The following is a 17,490-nucleotide window of genomic DNA, read 5'->3' as shown; positions in this document are numbered from 1 at the left end:
ACTCCCAGCTCTTTATCGCACAGCTCAAGAATCTTTTTGTACTCCTTGGACTGTAAAATGAAATTTAATCCGCCAAAACGCTGTGCTCTCTCAGAAATTACTTGTATATTTGCCATACCCTAACGGGGTGTTAGATATTGTTATTCAGTTATTTATGTCAAGATAAAGATAACAATTTCTAACGACAAAGGGTGAGAAATCGCAAGAAATCTCACCCTTCTTTTTTACCCCTCACTCGACTTGCGGAATCTAGGGCCCCCATCTTCTCCTGTGCATCAAGGTAGAGCCTTTGAAATTGGTTGTTCTTTGGGTTCATCATATACCCCATAATGCCTATAGCACCAACGAGAGGTATCATTGCAGCCACTCCCAACTGCCAATCCACAGAGAATATCAATACGATAACACCTATCGGAGCAACGACACAACTCGCCACATCAGGTAGTAGGTGCGCCACGAAAGTATGTGTCTGTCCTGAATCCTCATCAATAATTTTGCGCATACGCCCCGTGTTTTGGCCATCGAAATAGCCCAATGGTGCACGCATCAGTCGTTGCATCGCTTTGCGTCTCATGTTGGTTTCGATACGGAATGCCGCAAGATGAGAAAGCATCAGTGCCAAAAAGTAGAGCAACACGTTCGACACCGATATGATAAAAGCCCATAGGGCATAGTCTATAAGGGGCGTGTCTGAGAGGTTGCCTTTGGCTGTTAGTAGTGTGCGTACCACGAGCCACAAAAGTACGAATGGGACAAGCGACAGCAGTCCGTTGACTGCCGACAGTGCTACGGAGCAAGGCAACAAGTATTTGCGCCCTCCCATGTAAGCTCCTAAACGTTTGAGAGTCTTAATCATATATTATTGTCTTTTAGAAATTAGTCGTTATGGTTTCAGCAATGCTTTCCATCCTGCCATACTAAAGTCCATGTACTGCTCCAGGGCAACTTTGATATCCTCGCCGCTGTAATCTTCATGTTCTACAAGCTCGCAGAAAACGGTTATCCATGTAGAGCAAGTGATGCGAATCCAGAATGGCGAAATGTCGGCGTTGAGATGTGGATAGCGTTCTTTCATCAGTCGTATGTATTCCAAACCCACTTTCATCTGCCTGTCCACCATCTTCTCTTTGTATCCTTGTAGCGACGTACCCTCAGCATCGAATAGTAGCAGTCGAAGCTCTGGTCGGAAGTCTTTGATGATGGCGAGCAGGGCAAAGATGTAATCTATTTGGTATTGTCGCATGCTGAATACGTCTATCGACAGGAACTTCTCGTCATTGTGCGACAGAATGTGTTTGTTTAACGCCTTGGTGAGGGGCCGCAACACCTCACAAAATAGTTCGTCCTTGCTACTGAAGTAATTGTAAAGGCTTCCAACGGAAATACCTGACTTGCGAGCGACCGTGCGAATGGACGTGCAACGTACGCCATGTGCGATAAACTCTGCACGAGCGGTCACGATGATACGTTGCCGAATGTCATCTTTCAGAGTTTGCATAATTAGGGTGAAGCGTCAATAACGAACGTTGTTCTACTTTGTTCATAAAAAAAACGCACCGTTCTTTTCTTGAACAGTGCGCTTCGATAGTCAAGGAATGTCTATCCCGATATGTAATATGGTACATTCGTTTTATCATACTCTTGTATTTATTTGTTGCAAAGTTACTACAAAAAAGTGAAATGCGGAAAGATATAGTGATAGAATTGAGTTACAAGGGTTTTGGTTGAAGTGGCGATAATCCGTGAAGCCATTACAATCCCTGCCGAAGCCAAATCCTGACGCCGCTACGTTACTTGTTCGTAACCATGCCCGAAAATGCGACAAACGGGTACGAATAGCGAAACAAGGCTCTAAGGAATAGTGAGTTATCCATAACTCATGCGAAAAATCAGGTTACGGAAAAAGATTGCGCCGTTCCTCCCCGTTTTGCGTACCAACACCGGACTCTTCACCAACTAATTTTGAAACCCAAAAATTAAGGACAATGAAGAGTACATTTTCAGTAATCTACTACCTCAAGCGTCAGGTAGTGAAAAAGGACGGGACAGTTCCCGTCATGGGACGCATCACGGTGGACGGCAGCCAGACACAGTTCAGCTGCAAACTGACTGTCGATCCGAAACTGTGGGACACCAAAGGTGGACGTGTCACGGGCAGAAGCACGGCGGCACTCGAAACGAACCGTATGCTTGACAAGATGCGGGTACGCATCAACAGGCATTATCAGGAAATCATGGAGCGTGACAACTTCGTCACGGCGGAGAAGGTGAAGAACGCCTTTCTCGGACTGGAACACCGCTACCACACGCTGATGCAGGTGTTCCGCCAGCACAACGAGGACTACGAGAAGCAGGTGGAGGCAGGCATGAAAGCCAAAGGCACGCTGCTGAAGTACCGCACCGTTTACAAGCACATGCAAGAGTTCCTCGACATCCGCTACCATGTGAAGGACATCGCCCTAAAAGAGCTTACCCCGGCTTTCATCTCCGACTTCGAGATGTTCCTGCGCACGGACAAGCACTGCTGCACCAATACCGTGTGGCTGTACGTCTGCCCGTTACGGACGATGGTATTCATCGCCATCAACAACGAGTGGCTGACGCGCGACCCGTTCCGCGAGTATGAAATCAAGAAGGAGGAAACAACACGCAGTTTCCTGACCAAAGATGAGATCCGCCTGCTGATGGAGGGGAAACTGAAAAACGCCAAACAGGAATTGTACCGCGACCTCTACCTGTTCTGCGCCTTCACGGGGCTGTCGTTCGCGGATATGCGCAACCTTACGGAAGAGAATATCCGCACCTACTTCGACGAACACGAGTGGATAAACATCAACCGCCAGAAAACGGGCGTGGTGTCCAACATCCGCCTGCTCGACATCGCCAACCGCATAATCGGCAAATACCGGGGACTGTGCGGGGACGGCAGGATATTTCCCGTTCCGCATTATAACACGTGCCTTGCCGGTATCCGTGCCGTCGCCAAGCGTTGCGGCATCACCAAGCATATCACGTGGCATCAGAGCCGCCACACGGCAGCCACGACGATATTCCTCTCCAACGGTGTTCCCATCGAAACGGTCAGCTCCATGCTCGGACACAAGAGCATAAAGACGACGCAGATTTACGCAAAGATAACCAAAGAGAAGCTCAATCAGGACATGGAGAACCTTGCCGCAAGATTGAACGGCGTCGAGGAATTTGCAGGTTGCACCATCTAAAAAGAAAAGCCATGAAACGTGACACAATCATCATCGAGGACAAGGCAGTCAGCGTAACCGGTAACGACGTGTGGATGACCGCCACCGAAATAGCCGGATTGTTCCATACGACCGTCCCGGCAGTGAACGCCGCCATCAGAGCCGTCCGCAAGTCGGACGTGCTGAACGACTACGAGGTGTGCCGCTACATGCAGCTTGAAAACGGGCTGCACGCGGACGTGTACGCCCTTGAAATCATCATCCCGGTCGCTTTCAGGGTGAATACCTACAACACCCACCTGTTCCGCACATGGCTGGTGGGAAAGGCACTCTCACAAGAGAAACGGCAGACATACGTGATGTTCATACAGAACGGAAAAGCCGGGTATTGCTGATTGCACATACCCCATAAGACAAGTAAACGGGTAGCACCACAAAAGGTGTCACCCGTTTACTTTTTCATGAAACCGCCTCACTCCAGCGGCTTGCGGTAGTTCGCTTCCAGTACCCCGCGCAGCCCCGTTTCCGGGTAAAGCACCTTCCCTCCCAAAAGTATGAAGGGCAACACGCGGTTGTTGCGGTATTCCTGCAAGGTGCGCCGGCTCACACGGAGCAGTTCCGACACCTCGCCGTCCGTCAGGTAACGTTCCCCGTCCAGCGGAGGACGGTAGCTTTCCAGAAATGCGGACAGCCATTTCGAGCCTTTGCGCATATCCTGCACCACAGAGGCTATCGGCTCGTCTTCCATCGTAAAAACATCGTTGTTCTCGTTCATCATAACTTCGGATTCAGTGGGTGAATAAATCAAATCATCTGCCGTGCGGATAGAGCGTGCCGACAAGCGGTATCAGCCGCTTCACCTCCTCTGGCTTGTAATAGAACCTGCGGTTTATCTGCGAGTAGCCGATAAGCCGCCTGTCACGCAGCGTCTGCAACGTGCGCGGGCTTATTCTCAACTGCCCGCAGACCTCCTCGCCCGTGAGCCATCTTTCCATGCGCCCCGTGTCGCTTTTGCGCCTCAGGGCGGCGACCTTCTCCGAGAGTGCGCCGAATGCCGCCACCATCATCTCGAAAGTCTTTTTCTCGATAGATACTATTTCCATATTCATGTCATTTAGAGTTTGCCGCAAAGGTAACGAAACGGCATACAAGACGTATCGTTTTCCGCTGAAAGGCTGCCTGTTGCGCCGTTTGACCGGGTTACGGAGCCATCTTCCGCAAAAATCTTACGTGAGTCACGTAGTGAGTTGTTAAAGCCCCTTTTGTTTATTGCCGAATTTTGTCGCAGAAACAAAAAGAAAGGACTGAACATGAAAGTGATAACAATGGAAAGTTCCGCCTACAAGGAGATGATGGCGCAGATTGCGAACATCGCAGGGTACATCCGCGAGGCAAGGGACGAGAAGAAACGGAAGCGGGAAACCGAAGACAAGCTGCTTGACACGGCACAGGCGGCGAAGATGCTCAACGTGAGCAAGCGCACCATGCAGCGTATGCGCACCGACCACCGTATCGAGTATGTGGTGGTACGCGGAAGCTGCCGCTACCGCCTTTCCGAGATACTGCGGCTATTGGAGGACAACACAGTAAGGAACGAGGAAGGGACAATAGACACCCTGTTCCACAACCACACGCTGCGCACGGGCGGCAAACCAAAAGGAAGGAGGACATAGGTCATGGAACTGCTCACACGAAATAACTTCGAGGGCTGGATGCAGAAGCTGATGGAACGGCTCGACCGTCAGGACGAACTGCTGCTGGCGATGAAGGCTGAGGGGAAACAGCCCACTATCACGGAAAGCATCCGCCTTTTCGACAATCAGGATTTGTGCATGTTGCTCCAGATAAGCAAACGCACCCTCCAACGCTACCGCAGCGTAGGCGCATTGCCCTACAAGACGCTGGGCAAGAAGACCTATTACAGCGAGGAGGACGTGCTGACATTCCTTTCCAACCATATCAAGGACTTCAAAAAGGAAGATATAGCCTTCTACAAGGCTCGTATCCATAATTTCTTTCATAAATAACCCATTAAAACATTTTTCAGATGGCAAAGAAAAAAGACGAAAAGGACGTGCTGGTAGTCCGTGACGAGAAGACAGGCGAGATCAGCGTGGTAGCCGGGCTGAACGCGGACGGCACACCCAAGCGCACCCCCGCAAAAGCGGAGAACGCGCAGAGTTTCCTGCAATTCGACCGACATGGCGACGTGCTGGACAACTTCTTCAAGAACTTCTTCCGGCAGTGCAAGGAACCCAGCCGCTTCGGTTTCTACCGCATTGCGGCAGACCAAGCTGAAAATCTCTTAGAGGTGATGAAGCAACTGCTGAAAGACCCCGAAGCGAACAAGGAGCTGCTCGCCCCTCACAAGGTGGACACCTCCGACTATGAGAAGAAGGTGCAGGAAGAGATGGCAGCACAACAGACAGAGAAACAAGAACCTCAAAAACAGGAGAACATGGAACAACGGAAAGAACAGCAACAGGACAAATCCGAACAGATGCAGGGCAAACGTGGCTACCAGCCCATCGACGAGAGTAAAATCAACTGGCAGGAGCTGGAGGACAGATGGGGCGTAAAGCGGGACAACCTTGAAAAGTCCGGCGACCTTACGAAGATGCTCAACTATGGCAAGTCCGACTTGGTAAAGGTCAAACCGACCTTCGGCGGCGAATCATTCGAGCTGGACGCCCGCCTCTCCTTCAAGAAGGACGGTGAGGGAAACATCAGCCTCGTGCCGCACTTCATCCGCAAGGAGCAGAAGCTGGATGAGTACAAGGAACACAAATTCTCCGACAATGACCGGAAGAACCTCCGCGAAACGGGCAATCTCGGTAGGGTCGTGGACATTGTGGACAGGGAAACGGGCGAGATCATCCCCTCCTACATCAGCATCGACCGCAAGACGAATGAAATCACGGACATTCCGGCAAGCAGGGTGCGCATCCCGGAGCGCATCGGCAAGACGGAAATCACCACGCAGGAGCGGGACATGCTCCGCGCCGGACTGCCCGTACGCGACAAGCTCATCGAGCGCAACGACGGCAGAAAGTTCGTCACCACCCTGCAAGTGAACGTGGAGCAGCGCGGCGTGGAGTTCGTGCCGGGAACCGGCAAGTCGCCCCGTACCGCACAGACACAGGAAACCAAAGGCGACACATCGAAAAGTCAGGCGCAGGGCGGGGAAAATGCCGCACAGACCAAGAAGGAGCAACGCCGCAACACGTGGACGAACGAGGACGGCAGCATCCGCCCCATCAGCAAATGGAGCGGCGTGAGCTTCACCGACCAGCAGAAAGCCGACTATGTGGCGGGTAAAGCCGTGAAGCTGGAGAACGTGACCGACAAGCAGGGCTTCCATGCCACGATGTATATCAAGTTCAACCCGGAGAAGGGACGCCCGTACCGCTACGACACGAACCCTGACAATGCACAGCAGGTTGCTCCGTCCAACGAGAGCCGCACGCAGGTGGCGGTGAACAACGATGGCAAGACCAACGAGGCTACAAAGAATCTGAGAGAGCCGTTGCAGAAAGGTCAGACCAACCCGAAGGACGCCCGCCAGCAACAGCAGCAGGAGAAGCCGCAGAAGAAAACGGGCAAGGGCATGAAAATGTAATCCCGTGTCCGCCACTGAATCCAAAATAAAATCCAAAGTATCAACAAAAAAGAAGAAGACATGAAGACAATCATTGCAGAAAAGCCCTCCGTGGCACGTGAAATCGCCCGCATCGTGGGCGCGACAAAGAGAGAGGAAGGATATTTCGAGGGAGGCGGTTATGCCGTGACATGGGCATTCGGACACCTCGTTCAGCTTGCCATGCCCGACGGCTACGGCGTGCGCGGATTTGTCCGTGACAACCTCCCGATTATTCCCGACACATTCACGCTCGTCCCCCGTCAGGTCAGGACGGAGAAAGGTTACAAGCCCGACAGCGGCGTGGTGTCGCAGATAAAAGTCATCAAAAGACTGTTCGACACAAGCGAACATATCATCGTGGCGACCGATGCCGGACGCGAGGGAGAGCTTATCTTCCGCTACCTCTACCACTATACGGGTTGCACCACTCCTTTCGTGCGCCTGTGGATCAGCTCTCTCACCGACAAAGCTATCCGCGAGGGACTGCGGAAACTCGAAGACGGCAGCAAATACGACAACCTCTACCTCGCCGCCAAAGCGCGGAGCGAATCCGACTGGCTCGTGGGCATCAACGGCACACAGGCGTTATCCATCGCCGCCGGACACGGCACGTATTCCGTGGGGCGGGTGCAGACACCAACGTTGGCTATGGTATGTGAACGCTACTGGGAGAACCGCCGCTTTACGTCCGAAGCATTCTGGCAGCTCCATATCGCAACGGACGGTTGCGACGGCGAAGTCGTGAAATTCTCATCCTCCGAGAAATGGAAAGAGAAAGAACCGGCGATGGAACTATATAATAAGGTAAAGGCGGCAGGTTGCGCCACTGTCACGAAAGCCGAGCGCAAGGAGAAGACGGAGGAAACTCCCTTGCTCTACGACCTGACCACGCTCCAGAAAGAAGCCAACGCCAAGCACGGCTTCACGGCGGAACAGACGCTTGAAATCGCGCAGAAACTCTACGAAAAGAAGTTGATAACCTATCCGAGAACGGGAAGCCGCTACATCCCCGAAGACGTGTTTGCCGAAATTCCCAAACTGCTCGCTTTCATCGGCACACAGCCCGAATGGAAAGACAAGGTGCGGGCAAAAGCCGCCCCGACACGCCGCAGCGTGGACGACGGCAAGGTGACAGACCACCATGCCCTGCTCGTCACGGGTGAGAAACCGCTCTTCCTCTCCAAAGAGGACAATACCATCTATCAGATGATTGCCGGGCGCATGGTCGAGGCATTCTCTGAGAAATGCGTCAAGGATGTGACCACTGTCACGGCGGAATGTGCCGGAGTGGAGTTTACCGTAAAAGGCAGCGTCGTGAAGCAAACCGGATGGCGTGCCGTCTATGGCGAGGAAAAAGAGGAAATTACCATCCCCGGCTGGCAGGAAGGCGACACGCTGACACCGAAAGGCTCGTCCATTACCGAAGGAAAGACCAAACCCAAGCCGCTGCATACCGAAGCCACCCTGCTCTCGGCAATGGAAACGGCGGGCAAGGAAATTGAGGACGACGCACTGCGGCAGGCGATGAAGGACTGTGGCATCGGTACTCCCGCCACACGCGCCTCCATCATCGAAACGCTTTTCAAGCGCGGTTACATGGAACGCTGCAAGAAGTCGCTTGTTCCCACCGAAAAAGGACTTGCCCTCAATTCCGTCGTCAAGACGATGCGCATCGCCGATGTTGCCATGACGGGCGAATGGGAAAAGGAGCTGGCGCGTATCGAGCGCGGGGAACTGTCCGACGACACCTTCCGCAAGGAGATAGAGGCGTACACACGTGAGATAACCTCCGAACTGATCTCGTGCGACAAGCTCTTCGGCAGCCGTGACTCCGGCTGCGCGTGTCCCAAGTGTGGCACGGGCAGGATGCGGTTCTACGGCAAGGTGGTACGCTGCGACAACACGGAGTGCGGACTGCCCGTGTTCCGGCTGAAAGCGGGACGCACCCTGTCCGACGATGAAATCAAAGACCTGCTCACCGAAGGGCATACCAAGCTGCTCAAAGGGTTCAAGAGCAAACAGGGCAAGAGTTTCGATGCTGTTGTCGCCTTTGACGGGGAATATAACACGACTTTTGTGTTCCCGGAGGCTAAAAAGGACAAGAAATTTTCAGGACGGAAGAAATAGTATTAACTTTGCCACTTGTTCAGAGTAATGAATTGTTCTTCGATACCGGATTACACTCATACTTTGGATTTAGTGGTGGCACTCGGAGGGATACCGAGTGCCTTTTTCTTCCTTTTTCCAACCGATTATCCCGTTAATTATCAATCCGCTAAATCCAAAGTAATGAACAACAAGAAGAAAAACGAGGGTCAGACCGACTTTTCCTATTACGGTCTGTACCTGCTGGACTATCTCCGCACGAACAAGTTTGAACAGGCTGACGACACCGCTTTCATACGGGAACGGGCCGACCGTGCCGCCGAAACGTATGAGAGGGCACGGCTTGAAGGCTATCCCGCCGATGGTGCGCAGGAACTGGCGATGGACACGCTGCTGCGCGGGCTGCATTATTCCCGTTACGCCATCCTCCGCGAAGTCGTGGAAAACGAGTTTGCCGATGAAGTGCCGGAAGAGAAGCGTGAAGCCTTTGTCCTGAAACTGCTGCCGCTTGTCGGCAACGTGTTCTCCGTCTATGACCTCTCGGATGACAATTTCGCCCTGTCTTCCGATTACGACCTGCTCTACACGGAGCTGACGGGAGCAACCGTCCTTTACTTAGACGAATATGGCGTTTAACCGCAAACAGAAACTGCGGGACAACATCGAGGCGATACGGACGGCATTCATCCTTGACAGGGAAAATAGGACAGCGACAACCGAAGAGCGTGCCATACTTCAAAGGTACTGCGGTTTCGGCGGTCTGAAATGTATCCTCAACCCTGCAAAGGAACTGACGGATGCCGTCCGGTGGGCGAAATCCGACCTCGAACTGTTCGCCCCGACGGTGGAGCTGCACAGGCTTATCCGTGAGAACAGCAAGGACGAAACAGAGTACAAGCGGTTTGTGGATTCGCTGAAAGCGTCCGTGCTGACCGCTTTCTACACCCCCAAAGAGATAACCGACACCATCGCGGACGTGCTGGCAGATTACAGCGTCCGCCCCGCCCGTATGCTCGAACCGTCGGCAGGTGTCGGCGTGTTCGTGGATTCCATGCTGCGGCACAGCCCCAATGCGGATGTGATGGCTTTCGAGAAGGATCTGCTCACGGGTACAATCTTGAGGCATCTCTATCCCGACCAGAAAATGCGCACCTGCGGTTTTGAGAAAATCGAAAGACCGTTCAACAATTATTTCGACTTGGCGGTGTCCAACATTCCGTTCGGTGACATTGCCGTGTTCGACGCGGAGTTTCAGCGGAGCGACTCTTTCGGCAGACGCTCCGCCCAGAAAACCATCCACAACTATTTCTTTCTCAAAGGACTGGATGCCGTGCGTGACGGCGGTATCGTGGCGTTCATCACCTCGCAAGGGGTATTGAATAGCACCAAGACCTCCGTGCGTAACGAGCTGTTCAGTCAGGCCAATCTGGTATCCGCGATACGCCTGCCCAACAACCTGTTCACGGACAACGCGGGCACGGAGGTGGGCAGTGACCTGATTGTCCTGCAAAAGAACCTCAGCAAGAAGGAAATGTCGCAGGACGAGCGGCTGATGACCGTGATACAGACGGACACGAAAACCGCCCTGACCGACAACGCCTATTTCATCCACCACCCGGAACGCATCGTGCATACGATGGCGAAACTTGACACAGACCCCTACGGGAAGCCCGCTATGGTTTATCTGCACGAGGGCAAGGCAGCAGGCATCGCCGGGGATTTGCGCCGTATGCTCGACGAGGATTTCCATTACAGGCTTGCCATGCGCTTGTATTCGGGTTCAATCCGGCAGGCAGGAACGGAAGAAAAAGTTGCCGTTCAAAATAAAGTAGAGCGTCCTGCCATAAAATTGGAAACAGTATCCTCGGCGCAGACGGTGGAAACTCCGACAGAAAAGCCGCAACCCGCAGATGAAAAGCCGGAGATAGAACCGCGCCCGCAATATTCCGCAGGCGTGCAGCTCACCCTGCTTGACCTCTGGGGGATGACGGAAGAGGTCAGCCAACCGAAAACCTCCAAAAAGAAAAAGACGGTGAAAAAGGCAGTTACGGCAAAGTCCACTCCGCCCAAACCGAAAGTCACGGTTACACCGACAGCTCCAACTGCAAAACCCGCAATGGAGAATAAGGAGGTGAAAGCGGAGAACACCGCCAAGCCTGCCGACCCGGACGACATCTATGCCACACTGGACTGGGATACCAATCCTCCCATCAACGGTTTCTATGAAATGATGATGGGTTTGACGCCGGAGCGTAGGAAAGAACTTCGGGAACTGGCAAGGCAGCATAACGAGAAACAAGTGGCGGAAAAGACGGAAGTGAAAGCCGTGCCGGAAACTTCCCGTGAGCAGCCACGACAGGAGGAAACACAGCCGGAGGCAGTCGCCGCACCTGCCGTTACAGATACCCCATCGGAAGCGGTGGGGACTTTCCTTTTCCCCGACATCGAAGCGGAAAAGCCGAAGGAGGAAGTCGTGGACCTTTCTCCGCGTGCCTACCACCGCACGCCGGAGATGCACCTGCGCGAAGGGTCGCTGGTGGCTGACCGGGGGCGTCATAACATCGGCTACCTGAAAGACATCACGCCATACGGGGCGACATTCCAGCCGCTCGACCTGAAAGGATACCAGAAGGAAAAGGCGTTGTTGTATGTGTCGCTGCGTGACGCCTACGAGCGTCTGTACCGTTATGAATCGCTCCGGCGCGAGGCAAATGTTCCGTGGCGAGAGCATCTGAATACCTGTTACGATGAGTTTGTCATGCGCTACGGCAACCTCAACGCCAAGCAGAACGTGAAGTTAGTGATGATGGATGCGGGCGGGCGCGACATCCTTTCGCTGGAACGGATGGAAAACGGAAAGTTCGTCAAGGCGGACATCTTCGAGCATCCTGTTTCCTTCGCGGTGGAGAGCCATGCCAACGTAGGCTCTCCCGAAGAAGCCCTGTCTGCGTCGCTCAACAAATATGGTACGGTCAATCTCGACTATATGCGGGAGATAACCGACAGCACGGCGGAGGATTTGCTCACTGCCCTGCAAGGGCGCATCTACTACAATCCGCTCGTGACCGGTTACGAAATCAAAGACCGTTTCATCGCCGGAAATGTCATAGAGAAAGCGGAACGCATAGAGGCATGGATGGGTGACAATCCCGAAAATGAGCGTATGCCGGAGGTGAAGCAGGCGTTGGAGGCTCTGAAAGATGCCGAGCCGCAGCGCATCGCCTTCGAGGATCTGGACTTCAATTTCGGGGAACGCTGGATTCCGACGGGTGTCTATGCCGCCTACATGAGCCGGCTGTTCGACACGGAGGTGAAAATCGCCTATTCCGCAAGCATGGACGAGTTTTCGGTGGTGTGCGGCTACCGCACCATGAAAATCACGGACGAGTTTCTGGTGAAGGGGTATTACCGGAACTATGACGGTATGCACCTCCTAAAACACGCCCTGCACAACACCTGCCCTGACATGATGAAGTCCATCGGCAAGGACGAGCATGGCAACGACATCAAGATGCGCGACAGCGAGGGAATACAACTCGCCAACGCCAAGATTGACGAGATACGAAACGGCTTCTCCGAATGGCTCGAAGAGCAGTCGCCGCAGTTCAAGGAGCGGCTTGTGACGATGTATAACCGCAAGTTCAACTGTTTCGTGCGCCCGCGCTACGACGGCTCCCATCAGACCTTTCCCGACCTCAACCTGAAAGGGCTGGCAAGCCGGGGTATCAAGAGCGTCTATCCCTCACAGATGGATTGCGTCTGGATGTTGAAACAGAACGGCGGCGGAATTTGCGACCACGAGGTGGGAACCGGTAAGACGCTGATAATGTGCATCGCCGCGCATGAGATGAAGCGTCTGAATTTGGCACACAAGCCGATGATTATCGGGCTGAAAGCCAACGTTGCGGAGATTGCAGCCACCTATCAGGCGGCATATCCCAACGCACGTATTCTGTACGCTTCGGAGAAGGACTTTTCGACCGCCAACCGTGTGCGCTTCTTCAATAATATAAAGAACAACGACTACGATTGCGTCATCATGTCGCACGACCAGTTCGGCAAGATACCGCAGTCGCCGGAATTGCAGCAGCGCATCCTGCAAGCAGAGCTTGACACGGTGGAGGAAAACCTCGAAGTGCTACGGCAGCAGGGAAAGAACGTGTCGCGGGCGATGCTGAAAGGATTGGAGAAGCGCAAGCACAACCTTGAAGCGAAGCTGGAGAAGGTGGAACACGCCATAAAGTCACGCACGGACGACGTGGTGGATTTCAAGCAGATGGGCATCGACCACATCTTCATAGATGAGAGCCACCAGTTCAAGAATCTGACTTTCAACACGCGCCACGACCGTGTGGCGGGATTGGGAAACAGCGAGGGAAGCCAGAAGGCACTTAACATGCTCTTTGCCATACGCACCATACAGGAGCGCACAGGAAAAGACTTGGGTGCGACCTTCCTCTCCGGCACGACTATCAGCAACTCACTGACTGAATTGTACCTGCTGTTCAAGTACCTGCGCCCGAAGGAGCTGGAACGGCAGGACATAAGGTGTTTCGACGCTTGGGCGGCGATATTTGCCAAGAAGACGACGGATTTTGAATTTAACGTGACGAACAATGTGGTCCAGAAGGAGCGTTTCCGCTACTTCATCAAAGTGCCGGAGCTTGCCGCCTTCTATAATGAAATCACGGACTACCGCACGGCGGAGGATGTGGGCGTTGACCGTCCTGCCAAGAACGAGATACTGCACCATATACCGCCCACGCCGGAACAGGAGGACTTCATACAGAAACTGATGCAGTTCGCCAAGACGGGCGATGCCACCTTGTTGGGCAGGCTGCCGCTTTCGGAAACGGAAGAAAAGGCGAAGATGCTCATCGCCACGGACTATGCCCGGAAAATGGCACTCGACATGCGCATGATAGACCCGAATTACGAAGATCATCCCGACAACAAAGCGAGTCACTGTGCCAAGATGATCGCGGAGTATTATCAAAAATACGACGCCCAGAAAGGCACGCAGTTCGTTTTCTCTGATTTGGGGACATACCAGCCGGGCGACGGGTGGAACGTCTATTCGGAAATCAAGCGCAAACTGACGGAGGACTACGGTATACCGCCAAGCGAGGTGCGCTTCATTCAGGAGTGCAAGACCGACAAGGCGCGGAAGGCGGTGATAGACGCCATGAACGCCGGGACGGTGCGTGTGCTGTTCGGCTCTACCTCTATGCTCGGAACGGGTGTGAACGCCCAGAAACGGTGTGTGGCTATCCATCATCTCGATACGCCGTGGCGACCGTCCGACTTGCAACAGCGTGACGGACGCGGAGTTAGGGCAGGTAATGAGATTGCCAAACATTTCGCCGGGAACAACGTGGATGTAATCATCTACGCGGTGGAGAAGTCACTGGACAGCTACAAGTTCAACCTCCTGCACTGCAAGCAGACTTTCATAAGCCAGCTCAAAAGCGGTGCGATGGGTGCGCGTACCATCGACGAGGGGGCAATGGACGAAAAATCGGGCATGAATTTCTCGGAATACATGGCGTTGCTCTCCGGCAATACCGACCTGTTGGACAAGGCGAAACTGGAAAAGCGGATCGCATCGCTCGAAGGGGAACGCAAGTCGTTCAACAAGGGCAAGCGTGATTCGGAGTTCAAGCTGGAGTCAAAGACCGGCGAGTTGCGCAACAACACGGCTTTCATAGATGCCATGACGGAGGACTGGAACCGCTTCCTGTCGGTGGTGCAGACCGACAAGGAGGGCAACCGCCTTAATATAATAAAGGTGGACGGAGTGGATTCCGCCGATGAGAAGGTCATCGGAAAGCGTTTGCAGGAGATAGCCAAGAATGCCACGACCGGAGGGTTGTACACGCAGGTCGGTGAACTTTACGGTTTTCCGATAAAGGTGGTGAGCGAAAGGATACTCAAAGAGGGATTGGAGTTCACCGACAACCGCTTCGTGGTCGAGGGGAACTACAAGTACACCTACAACAACGGGCATCTGGCGATGGCTGACCCGTTGGCCGCCGCCCGCAACTTCCTCAACGCGATGGAGAGGATACCCTCCATCATCGACCAGTACAAGGCGAAGAACGAGGTGCTGGAGATGGAGATACCGCAGTTACAGGAGATAGCGGGTAAGGTGTGGAAGAAGGAGGACGAGCTGAAGCAGTTGAAGTCCGAACTTGCCGCCCTTGACCGAAAAATTCAGCTGGAGCTTGCGCCACCCACGCCCGAAGTCGCAGAAAAGGAGAATGAAGGGCAACAGCTCAAGCCGGAAGCGGAAGATGTGAGGAACAGGCAGGCGCAATATCCCGAAAATGCACCGCCGCAGATACGCAGTCCGGCGGATAGTATCGTTGCCAACCATGTCATAATCGGGCGTCCGGGACTGTATGCCAAGGAGGAAACCCGGTCCAAAGGATTGAAAATATAACCTAAGGAATTTTATCTGAAGTATTAATAAGGGCTATCCCAAAAGGTCTAAAAGTAAATTTTATCCTTTCTGCAAGTATCTATAGGATGGCAACTGCATTTTTTTCTTTTTGGGCAGCCCTTATTAAAATTTATTCTTATTTTAGGTTATATACATTCATGTCCATTTATGTAAAAAATTCCTGCTGACCTTGTTTATGTCTTGTCAGTCACCATTTGCAAAACCATATTTGACCCTCAAAGAGGCTGAATTTGATAAGTAACTTGCTACATACTCATAATAAGGAGCTAAATAGAACACGAATGGGAAATACACAAATGCTAAACTAAAGAAGATATTGGCCAAAATAAACGCTATACCGAGAGAGAAACTTGATTTTTCAACTTCCTAAAACGGTGTTGTTCAAACATTTCTACTTATTTGTACTTGCCAGTTGAACCTACGCTTCCCTAATAAAATGTCTATGGTAAAAAGTTAAAAAATCCTCCCACTTTTGTTAGATATATTTTTTTTGTGTAATTTTGTAATCGTTATGCGGCAGTAATAATATACATATTAATACGAGTTAGTAATCCTGTAGTTCTCATATGCTACGAGGAGGTATTAAAAGGTGCGTTTCGACAATGCATCTACTGAGCCCACTTTAAAAAGTAAGGCCTGTTTAAAATGTTTATATTTCACGATAATAATCTTCGATTTATGCCGTTATCTGGAGTATTTTTCGTATCTTTGCACCATCAATCAAACAGAATGACTATGTTTAAAAAGACAGATCCGAATCCTCAGTTAGATATATTCACGGCTCCCTCAATGCAGTTAGGAAGTCGTGCTTCAAAGAAGTATTCTGACCCCAACTCATGGCATAACCAGTTTTATAGTCTCGTGACAACCAAGATTGATGAGGAGATATTCAAGCCTTTGTTCCCTGAAGGCAAGAAGAGCGGTCGCCCAAATGCCTCCATCCGCATACTCGTGGCTATGTCTGTCTTAAAGGAGGGATTCGGTTGCAGCGACGAGGATCTGTTTGAGAAGTGCGAGTTTGACCTTCTGACCAGAAAGGCTCTCGGCATGGAACTTCTGACTGATGTAACCCCATCAATAGATACATATTATCTGTTTCGCCGCCGCATCTGCGAATATCAGGAAAGAACTGGCTTTGACCTGATGCAGCTCTGCTTCGAGCAGCTTGCTGGCAAGCATGTACACCTTCTCAAGATATCAGGCAAATGCGTCCGTATGGACAGTAAGCTTATCGGCAGCAATATCGCTCGCCAGTCTCGCTATGAACTGATACATACAACTCTGGTCAAGTTCCTCAAGACATGCACGCTTACCCATCTCTCCCCAGAGCAGGAAGAACGGGCAAAGGAATACTTGAAAGAGGATTCCTCCAAGACAGTTTATCGCTCTGACTCTGATACGCTTCAGAGCAATCTTGCCAGAATTGGTAATTTCATCATGGAGATGCTGGCAGCTTTTCCTGCTACTTCTCCTGCACATGATCTTCTTCAGCGTCTGTTTGATGAACAGTATGTCGTAATGGACGGAAAGGCTGTACTTCGAGACAAGAAGGAGGTAAAGGCAGACAGCCTTCAGAATCCTAACGATCCTGATGCAACCTATCGTGCCAAGAACGACCAGAAGGTGCAAGGCTATGTGACCAACATCACAGAGACTGTAGAGGAAGGCAAGCCTAACATCATCACTTCCGTTCAGGTTGAAACTGCAGTATTTGCAGACTGCCATTTCCTTCAGGAGGCTGTGGAAAACAGTGAACGTGTCACGGATTCTACGATTGAAGACCTGTATGCAGATGGTGCCTATCAAAGTCCAGACAATCGAGAGTTTGCAAAGAACCACAATGCCATGCAGCTCAAGACTGGCAAGATGCAAGGTGGATGCAGATGGGAACTGATACCACATGACGAGGATGGTCTTACCGTCAGGGAAATTGCTACTGGCAACACCTACGAGGCAGTCAAAGCCGTCACAAAGCAGGGCTCCAGAAAGCGATGGAGAATCCCATGGAACAACAAAACCGGTTGGCGTTACTTTGAAGACAAAGACATTAAAGCCTATCAGCTAAGGAAGTAGATAGAAAG

At 52.1% G+C, this 17,490-nt stretch carries 12 protein-coding genes and 1 pseudogene; 9 read left to right on the top strand and 4 right to left on the bottom strand.

Features of this window, described 5'->3' with window-relative positions; translation table 11 throughout:
* Positions 1 to 226 precede the first annotated feature (226 nt).
* Positions 227 to 856, bottom strand: a pseudogene (locus tag A3GK_RS0102825) (ABC transporter transmembrane domain-containing protein); the annotation flags it as partial.
* Positions 857 to 883: 27 nt separating this feature from the next.
* On the bottom strand, positions 884 to 1,498 hold the full coding sequence (locus A3GK_RS0102820) for a TetR/AcrR family transcriptional regulator (RefSeq protein ID WP_018027975.1): 615 nt from the start codon (positions 1,496 to 1,498) through the stop codon (positions 884 to 886).
* 487 nt (positions 1,499 to 1,985) lie between these two features.
* On the opposite strand from A3GK_RS0102820, the gene A3GK_RS0102815 reads away from it, so the two are divergent.
* On the top strand, positions 1,986 to 3,221 hold the full coding sequence (locus A3GK_RS0102815; RefSeq protein ID WP_004291422.1) for a site-specific integrase: 1,236 nt from the start codon (positions 1,986 to 1,988) through the stop codon (positions 3,219 to 3,221).
* Positions 3,222 to 3,232: 11 nt separating this feature from the next.
* A complete protein-coding gene (locus A3GK_RS0102810) occupies positions 3,233 to 3,595 on the top strand; it encodes a hypothetical protein (RefSeq protein WP_004291423.1) in 363 nt (120 codons plus the stop codon).
* Positions 3,596 to 3,672: 77 nt separating this feature from the next.
* On the opposite strand, the gene A3GK_RS0102805 is transcribed toward A3GK_RS0102810, so the two are convergent.
* Both A3GK_RS0102805 and A3GK_RS0102800 read right to left on the bottom strand, forming a co-directional pair.
* Positions 3,673 to 3,978 (bottom strand): helix-turn-helix domain-containing protein, encoded by a 306-nt coding sequence (locus A3GK_RS0102805; protein WP_004291424.1) that lies wholly within the window; start codon positions 3,976 to 3,978, stop codon positions 3,673 to 3,675.
* Positions 3,979 to 4,009: 31 nt separating this feature from the next.
* A complete protein-coding gene (locus tag A3GK_RS0102800; protein WP_004291426.1) occupies positions 4,010 to 4,309 on the bottom strand; it encodes a helix-turn-helix domain-containing protein in 300 nt (99 codons plus the stop codon).
* A 138-nt stretch (positions 4,310 to 4,447) separates the two neighbouring features.
* Here A3GK_RS0102800 and A3GK_RS0102795 point away from each other — a divergent pair, with 138 nt between their 5' ends.
* The 7 genes from A3GK_RS0102795 (at position 4,448) to A3GK_RS11675 (ending at position 17,482) form a co-directional block, all read left to right on the top strand.
* Positions 4,448 to 4,873, top strand: coding sequence for a helix-turn-helix domain-containing protein (locus A3GK_RS0102795; protein ID WP_004291432.1), 426 nt, complete (start codon positions 4,448 to 4,450; stop codon positions 4,871 to 4,873).
* A 3-nt stretch (positions 4,874 to 4,876) separates the two neighbouring features.
* Positions 4,877 to 5,227, top strand: coding sequence for a helix-turn-helix domain-containing protein (locus A3GK_RS0102790; protein WP_004291454.1), 351 nt, complete (start codon positions 4,877 to 4,879; stop codon positions 5,225 to 5,227).
* 20 nt (positions 5,228 to 5,247) lie between these two features.
* Entirely contained in the window at positions 5,248 to 6,819 is a 1,572-nt protein-coding gene (locus A3GK_RS0102785; RefSeq protein ID WP_004291455.1) for a DUF3945 domain-containing protein, read from the top strand.
* Between the two features lie 60 nt (positions 6,820 to 6,879).
* Positions 6,880 to 8,967, top strand: coding sequence for a type IA DNA topoisomerase (topB, locus tag A3GK_RS0102780; RefSeq protein WP_004291456.1), 2,088 nt, complete (start codon positions 6,880 to 6,882; stop codon positions 8,965 to 8,967).
* A gap of 162 nt (positions 8,968 to 9,129) precedes the next feature.
* On the top strand, positions 9,130 to 9,582 hold the full coding sequence (locus A3GK_RS0102775) for a DUF1896 domain-containing protein (RefSeq protein WP_004304266.1): 453 nt from the start codon (positions 9,130 to 9,132) through the stop codon (positions 9,580 to 9,582).
* Positions 9,572 to 15,388: an N-6 DNA methylase gene (locus tag A3GK_RS0102770; protein ID WP_004291462.1), complete on the top strand. Its 5,817-nt coding sequence runs from the start codon at positions 9,572 to 9,574 to the stop codon at positions 15,386 to 15,388. Before A3GK_RS0102775 ends, A3GK_RS0102770 begins: the two co-directional genes overlap by 11 nt.
* Positions 15,389 to 16,144: 756 nt before the next feature.
* Entirely contained in the window at positions 16,145 to 17,482 is a 1,338-nt protein-coding gene (locus tag A3GK_RS11675) for a transposase (RefSeq protein WP_244860715.1), read from the top strand.
* Positions 17,483 to 17,490 lie beyond the last annotated feature (8 nt).

It is taken from the genome of Porphyromonas somerae DSM 23386, from assembly GCF_000372405.1.
Taxonomy (GTDB): Bacteria; Bacteroidota; Bacteroidia; order Bacteroidales; family Porphyromonadaceae; genus Porphyromonas_A; species Porphyromonas_A somerae.
The sequence above is the reverse complement of the archived record's forward strand: the minus strand, read 5'-3'. Positions and strand labels throughout refer to the sequence as shown.

Excerpts from the sequence above, each read along its gene's own strand:
- topB (WP_004291456.1), top strand. The coding sequence starts at position 6,880 with ATGAAGACAATCATTGCAGAAAAGCCCTCCGTGGCACGTGAAATCGCC.
- A3GK_RS0102805 (WP_004291424.1), bottom strand. The coding sequence starts at position 3,978 with ATGATGAACGAGAACAACGATGTTTTTACGATGGAAGACGAGCCGATA.
- A3GK_RS0102800 (WP_004291426.1), bottom strand. The coding sequence starts at position 4,309 with ATGAATATGGAAATAGTATCTATCGAGAAAAAGACTTTCGAGATGATG.
- A3GK_RS0102790 (WP_004291454.1), top strand. The coding sequence starts at position 4,877 with ATGGAACTGCTCACACGAAATAACTTCGAGGGCTGGATGCAGAAGCTG.
- A3GK_RS11675 (WP_244860715.1), top strand. The coding sequence starts at position 16,145 with ATGTTTAAAAAGACAGATCCGAATCCTCAGTTAGATATATTCACGGCT.
- A3GK_RS0102785 (WP_004291455.1), top strand. The coding sequence starts at position 5,248 with ATGGCAAAGAAAAAAGACGAAAAGGACGTGCTGGTAGTCCGTGACGAG.
- A3GK_RS0102820 (WP_018027975.1), bottom strand. The coding sequence starts at position 1,498 with ATGCAAACTCTGAAAGATGACATTCGGCAACGTATCATCGTGACCGCT.
- A3GK_RS0102770 (WP_004291462.1), top strand. The coding sequence starts at position 9,572 with ATGGCGTTTAACCGCAAACAGAAACTGCGGGACAACATCGAGGCGATA.
- A3GK_RS0102810 (WP_004291423.1), top strand. The coding sequence starts at position 3,233 with ATGAAACGTGACACAATCATCATCGAGGACAAGGCAGTCAGCGTAACC.
- A3GK_RS0102815 (WP_004291422.1), top strand. The coding sequence starts at position 1,986 with ATGAAGAGTACATTTTCAGTAATCTACTACCTCAAGCGTCAGGTAGTG.
- A3GK_RS0102775 (WP_004304266.1), top strand. The coding sequence starts at position 9,130 with ATGAACAACAAGAAGAAAAACGAGGGTCAGACCGACTTTTCCTATTAC.